This is a genomic window from Clostridium sp. CTA-1, assembly GCF_054768215.1.
Map to the genome: position 1 here is coordinate 1 of NZ_BAAAAP010000045.1, position 5,315 is coordinate 5,315.

4 protein-coding genes are annotated in these 5,315 nt (G+C 23.6%); all 4 read left to right on the plus strand.

Annotated elements, in window-relative coordinates; all coding sequences use genetic code 11:
• The first annotated feature begins 718 nt into the window (after positions 1 to 718).
• Genes ACYUEW_RS18760 through ACYUEW_RS18775 form a run of 4 tightly spaced genes read left to right on the plus strand, consistent with a single transcriptional unit; the run spans position 719 to position 4,924 of the window.
• A complete protein-coding gene (locus ACYUEW_RS18760) occupies positions 719 to 2,047 on the plus strand; it encodes an AAA family ATPase (RefSeq protein ID WP_460277678.1) in 1,329 nt (442 codons plus the stop codon).
• Positions 2,048 to 2,069: 22 nt separating this feature from the next.
• Positions 2,070 to 3,806: a VWA domain-containing protein gene (locus ACYUEW_RS18765; protein WP_257413540.1), complete on the plus strand. Its 1,737-nt coding sequence runs from the start codon at positions 2,070 to 2,072 to the stop codon at positions 3,804 to 3,806.
• An 11-nt stretch (positions 3,807 to 3,817) separates the two neighbouring features.
• Positions 3,818 to 4,159, plus strand: a complete 342-nt coding sequence (locus ACYUEW_RS18770) for a hypothetical protein (protein WP_003483455.1) — start codon at positions 3,818 to 3,820, stop codon at positions 4,157 to 4,159.
• Between the two features lie 36 nt (positions 4,160 to 4,195).
• Positions 4,196 to 4,924 (plus strand): BRCT domain-containing protein, encoded by a 729-nt coding sequence (locus ACYUEW_RS18775; RefSeq protein WP_257413539.1) that lies wholly within the window; start codon positions 4,196 to 4,198, stop codon positions 4,922 to 4,924.
• Positions 4,925 to 5,315: the final 391 nt, after the last annotated feature.

A 5,315-nucleotide genomic window follows, 5' to 3' on the forward strand; every position in this document is an offset into this window, starting at 1 on the left:
TTTTTCAACTTCACCTATTTTAACATCTGGTGCCTTAACAAGAACATCTTGTGTAAAATCTGGTGGTGTAAATTTTGGTAATTGAAAACTCATTTTAAATTTCCTCCTTAACGTAATATATTTTAAATTGTATTGGGGTTATATATATTATATAAATATAATATTATCAAATTTATTAATTTGTATTATGATAATTTTTAAAAATTAAATTTTACTACTATTAGGTTAAAATTTTAACTTTTAAAAACAAAAACAATAATAATAAAGGGTAATTTTTTATGACAATAAAAAAATTAAATTTAGATTAATTTTTTTGTTTTTTACAAATTATTACATACATTTATACACACTAAAAAACTATCTCTTTACATAGATAAGAAATGTTATGTAAAGGATATTATTTAAGAAATTTAAATATATAATATAATATTTACTGCTATTATATTATATATTGTTCTATAAATTTTGTAAAACTCCTTCTAATGTAATTAGGCAAATTTAAATATCAAAATCTAGGTAAAAAAGTCAGAAAAAATGAAATTTTGTTAAAATTGAGTTGAATAGCTGTGATTTTTATTGTAATATACAAGTGAAAGTTCATAAAAAATGAAAATTTTTTGTTTGATATAAACAAATATTTAACAAAATAATATAGTTAATATAAAATGTAAAGATATAATTATAGTATATACAATACTTATAACTAGGAGGTAAATAAATGCAGGAATTTGATGATTTTTTTAAAGGATTAAGTTTAGAAAAAGAAAAATATGAATCTAAATATACAAAAACTAATAATGAAAAAAAAGCCAAGGATGAGAGCAACTTTATAATAGAAATGGATTCTAAAGAAGTAGATAAGCTTTATGAAAGCGGATTAGAAAAAATAAATCGTATAGAAGAAGAACTTAATGATTTTTTCGTAGAACGTGAAGAAATTATAAAAGATGCTTTAAGAGCTTTAGTAATTGGACAACATATGTTTTTATATGGTCCACCAGGAACAGGTAAAAGTTTATTAGTATACAATATATGTAAAAGAATAGATGGATCTAGATATTTTCAATGGTTATTAAACAAAACTTCAGATCCTGCAGAAATATTAGGGCCATATAGCATTAAGGCCATGGAACAGGATAAATTTTCAAGAAAAACTAATGGCAAATTACCAGAAGCACATATTGCATTTATAGATGAAATATGGAAAAGTAATGAGCCTACTTTAAATATATTATTACCACTTCTTAATGAAAAAATATTTTATAATGATGGGAAAGCTATAAAAGTTCCTTTAGTAAGCATGTTTTGCGCAAGTAATGAAATACCAGATGATGAAAGTTTAAATGCTTTATATGATAGGATAATATTTAGAGATTATCTGGGATATGTAAAGGATACGGATAATAAGTTAAAGATGTTTAAAAACTATGTAAGTATGAGAAATAGTGAAAATGAAATAAAAGTAAATACAAAAATAAAATTAGAAGAGCTCTATGCTCTACAAAAGAAAACAGAAACTATAGAAATTAAGGATGATATATATTTAGATTTTATAAAGTTGATGGACAATTTAGAAAGAAATGGGATAGTTATATCAGACAGAAGAAAAAATGAGTGTTTAAAAGTTATTCAGGGGAATGCATTATTATGTAGAAGAAATTATGCAGTAGTAGAAGATTTTGAAGCATTAAAAAATGTTTTATGGAATGATTTAGATGATATAGTAATTATAGAAACTAATATTATAAAAATAATAAATCCTTATGATGATAAAGTTAGAGATTATGCTAGAAAATTTAATGAAATAAAAGAAGAAATAGATTATATAGAAGATAAGGATGAAAAAATTAGAGCTACCATTGAAGCTAAAGTGAGTATAGAGAATATTATTAAAAGATTAAATCTATTAATAGAAGAAGCCAAAAATAAAGGCAAAGATACAAAAAATATGGTTAAAAAGAAAAAATATATAGAGGATTATAATGAAAGCATAATGAAGGAAGTTTTAGGTATAGATTTAAGTTTTGAAGAAGATAGTGATATATAATTATTTTGAAAGGAGTCTTTAAATGAAACTAAATTATTACCAGGTGGTTTTTGAAGAGGACAGAGAAAAAGAAGAAATTTCTGCAGAAAAAAATGATAATTTTCAAGATATAGACTCCATATTAGGAATAAAAAAAAGAGAATATAAAAAAGATCAATCGGTAAAACATTATGAGTTTGATTTAGATATATATGAAGATATATATGAAGTTTCTTCTACTATGCAAAGTTTAGTAAAGGAAGGGAAAAGATATTTACCTATATTTGATAAATTATATAAAGATATATTTTTACTTCTATATAAATATGAACCATTTATATATAAGGAAGAGAGAATGAAGTCTACATCTATAATTAATAATAGAATAATTAGAAATTTAGCTCAAACAGAAGATTTACAAAATTTAAGAAGAAATTGTAGTTTAGATGAGCTAAACTCAGCTATAGGGTGTGAAATTATAGGTAAAAAAGCTGTTAAGATAGCAAAAAAGTGGAATCAAGATCAAGAGAAAGAAAAAGAACAATCAGAGGCTATAAATAAAGAAAATAACCCTCATCATAATAATCAAAAAACTTTATCAGATTTGTTAGTAGAGATGCAGGAAGCAGAAGATAAGATAAAGGATTTATCACAGGAAAAGCAAGAATTAGAAGAAAATATAGAAAATTTAAAGAACAATATCAGTGATTTAAGTGAAGAAGATATGAAAAATAAAATACAAGAAATAGATGAAGAACTAGGGGATATGCAAAAACAAGCAGATAATCTAGAAGAAGAACTAAGTGATAAATTAGAAGAAAGTGAAGAGGATATAGAAAATTTATCAAAAGAAATGGCAGAAGCCTTTAATGAGGCAGAGAAAGAAGTTAGAGAGGCCACATCTTACGTAAAGGATTGGGGATTAGGAGACAAACCTAATAAATCTTCGAAAATTTCTTTTTCTGATAAAGTAGGAGCTCTAGAGCGAATAAGAAAATCTAAAAAGTTAAAAGAGTTATCAGATATAATAGGTAGATTTAAAGAAAGTGCATTGAAAGACCAAAAGAATAAACACAAAGATGGAGCTGTAGCTATTAAATCTGTTAGGATAGGTAATGATATAATACATACTCTTCCAAGTGAAAAAATGCTTTTAGTAAATGAAACAACTAAAAAAGAGTTTTACAGAAAATTTAATCAAAAACAATTATTACAGTATGAGTTAGAATCAGATAAATTAAAAGTTAAAGGCCCTATGGTAATATGTATAGATATGTCTAGTAGTATGAAGGGGATAAAGGAAAAATGGTCTAAGGCCGTAGCGATAGCATTACTTGAAATAGCCCAGGAACAGAAGCGAAATTTTGCAGCTATATTGTTTAATGAAGATGCAACAGAACCTATTATAATAGAAAAAGACAAAAAAGAACCAGAAAAAATATTAGATATAGCAGAAAGATTTGATGGAGGTGGAACCTTGTTTGAAACACCTCTTCAAAAGGCATTAGAAGTTATAGAACAGTCTAAATTTAAAAAGGCAGACATAGTTTTTATAACAGATGGACATAGCTATACTCATCCAGATTTTATAAATAAATTTAATAAATTGAAGGATGAAAAGGAATTTAAAGTTTTAAGTGTATTAATATATGCTGGAGGTAAAATTGGAAACATAGAAAGTTTACAGCTTTTTTCAGATGATATAATGACTATAGGAGAACTTACAGAACTTGAAGATGCAAATTCTGTTATAGCACATAAAATATTTAAAAGTGTTTAGAGGTGTTGTAGATGAGTAAACATTGTAAATATTGTAAAAAAACTATATTTAAAGCTTTTATAAAAAGGCCAGGTATAATAGATCTAAAAGAGAATGAACCTAAAATTTTAAAGGAAATAGATAATAAATTTGCCTATGAGGTAGTAGAATGTTTAAATTGTGGAAAAGCTTTAACAAATAATGATTTAGTAGGAACGGTAATCTGTGAAAATTGCAAAAAAGAGGTGCCAGAAGATAGTTTAATAGAAGGCCTTTGTGTAGATTGTTACTTAGCAAAAAATAGACCGGATTTAAGTAATTTACCAAAAGAAGATTTAATAAAAAAAATTTTGAATTTAGAAAAAGAAATTTAAAGTGTAAATATATATAACAAAGACGGGGAGATATAGATGGATAATATAAACTTCATAAATAAAATTAAAAACATGGTAGGAGAAAAAGGATTAAATATTAAAAAGTTAAATGATGAAACTATAAATATTTTATTTGAAAATGGGTTTTTAAATAATGTTTATGATATTTTTTTATTAAAAAAAGAAGAACTATATAAAATAAATGGTTTTACAAAGGAACATGTAGATGAACTTATAAAATCTATTGATAAAGCTAAAAATTGTAGCTTTGAAAAATTTATATATGCATCTTCTATACCTAAAGTTAAAGAAAAAGAAGCAATGGCTATCGCTCATACTTTTTTAAACTTTACAGATTTAGTAATAGATATAAATAATAATGATTGTGATAGATTAAGAAGAATAGATGGAATAAGTGAAGAATTAGTAGAAAGTATAAAAAGAAATAGAGTTTTTTTAGTTAATTTATTTATGTATGTTAATCCAACCTCCATAGATGAAAAGAACGCAAATATTAAAAGATATAAATTTTGCATAACAGGAGTACTAAATAAGGATACAAATTATTATGAAGAAATGATAAAAGAAGCTAATTGTATAGTAGTAGATAATGTAACAAAGGACGTAGATTATTTGGTATTTGGCGATTTAGCTAATGCTATTAAAATGATGGATGCTAAAAAATATAATACTAGGTTAATATCAGAACGTCAATTAGTAGATATATTAAAGGAAATTAAAGAGAGTAATAAAATGAAAAACTAAAAATCTAATAACAAACGAATAATAAAAACTATTGATATATCAAGTTATCAATAGTTTTTTTGTTCTAAATAATTTTAGTTATAGGTAAAAAATTTAAAATCAAAATAAAAAATTATTTAAGTAATATTAAAAAACATGATTACTTATATAAAAAATAAACTATATATAATGAAACAATATAAGTATATTTAAGTAATAATATACTTATTTCATAAATAAGCATTAAATATAACAGTATCAAGAACAATATAGAATTTAACTATTAATTAATTATTATTATAATATAATAAATAGTGTTTTCATGATAATGAAAAAATATTTAATAATTATCAAAAAAATACTAGACTTTATATATTTAATATATTATAATTTGAATTGTAGAGATTAATAA

What these genes read in the sequence shown, in the direction of transcription:
- ACYUEW_RS18760 (WP_460277678.1), top strand. Translation starts at nt 719, where the DNA reads ATGCAGGAATTTGATGATTTTTTTAAAGGATTAAGTTTAGAAAAAGAA.
- ACYUEW_RS18765 (WP_257413540.1), top strand. Translation starts at nt 2,070, where the DNA reads ATGAAACTAAATTATTACCAGGTGGTTTTTGAAGAGGACAGAGAAAAA.
- ACYUEW_RS18770 (WP_003483455.1), top strand. Translation starts at nt 3,818, where the DNA reads ATGAGTAAACATTGTAAATATTGTAAAAAAACTATATTTAAAGCTTTT.
- ACYUEW_RS18775 (WP_257413539.1), top strand. Translation starts at nt 4,196, where the DNA reads ATGGATAATATAAACTTCATAAATAAAATTAAAAACATGGTAGGAGAA.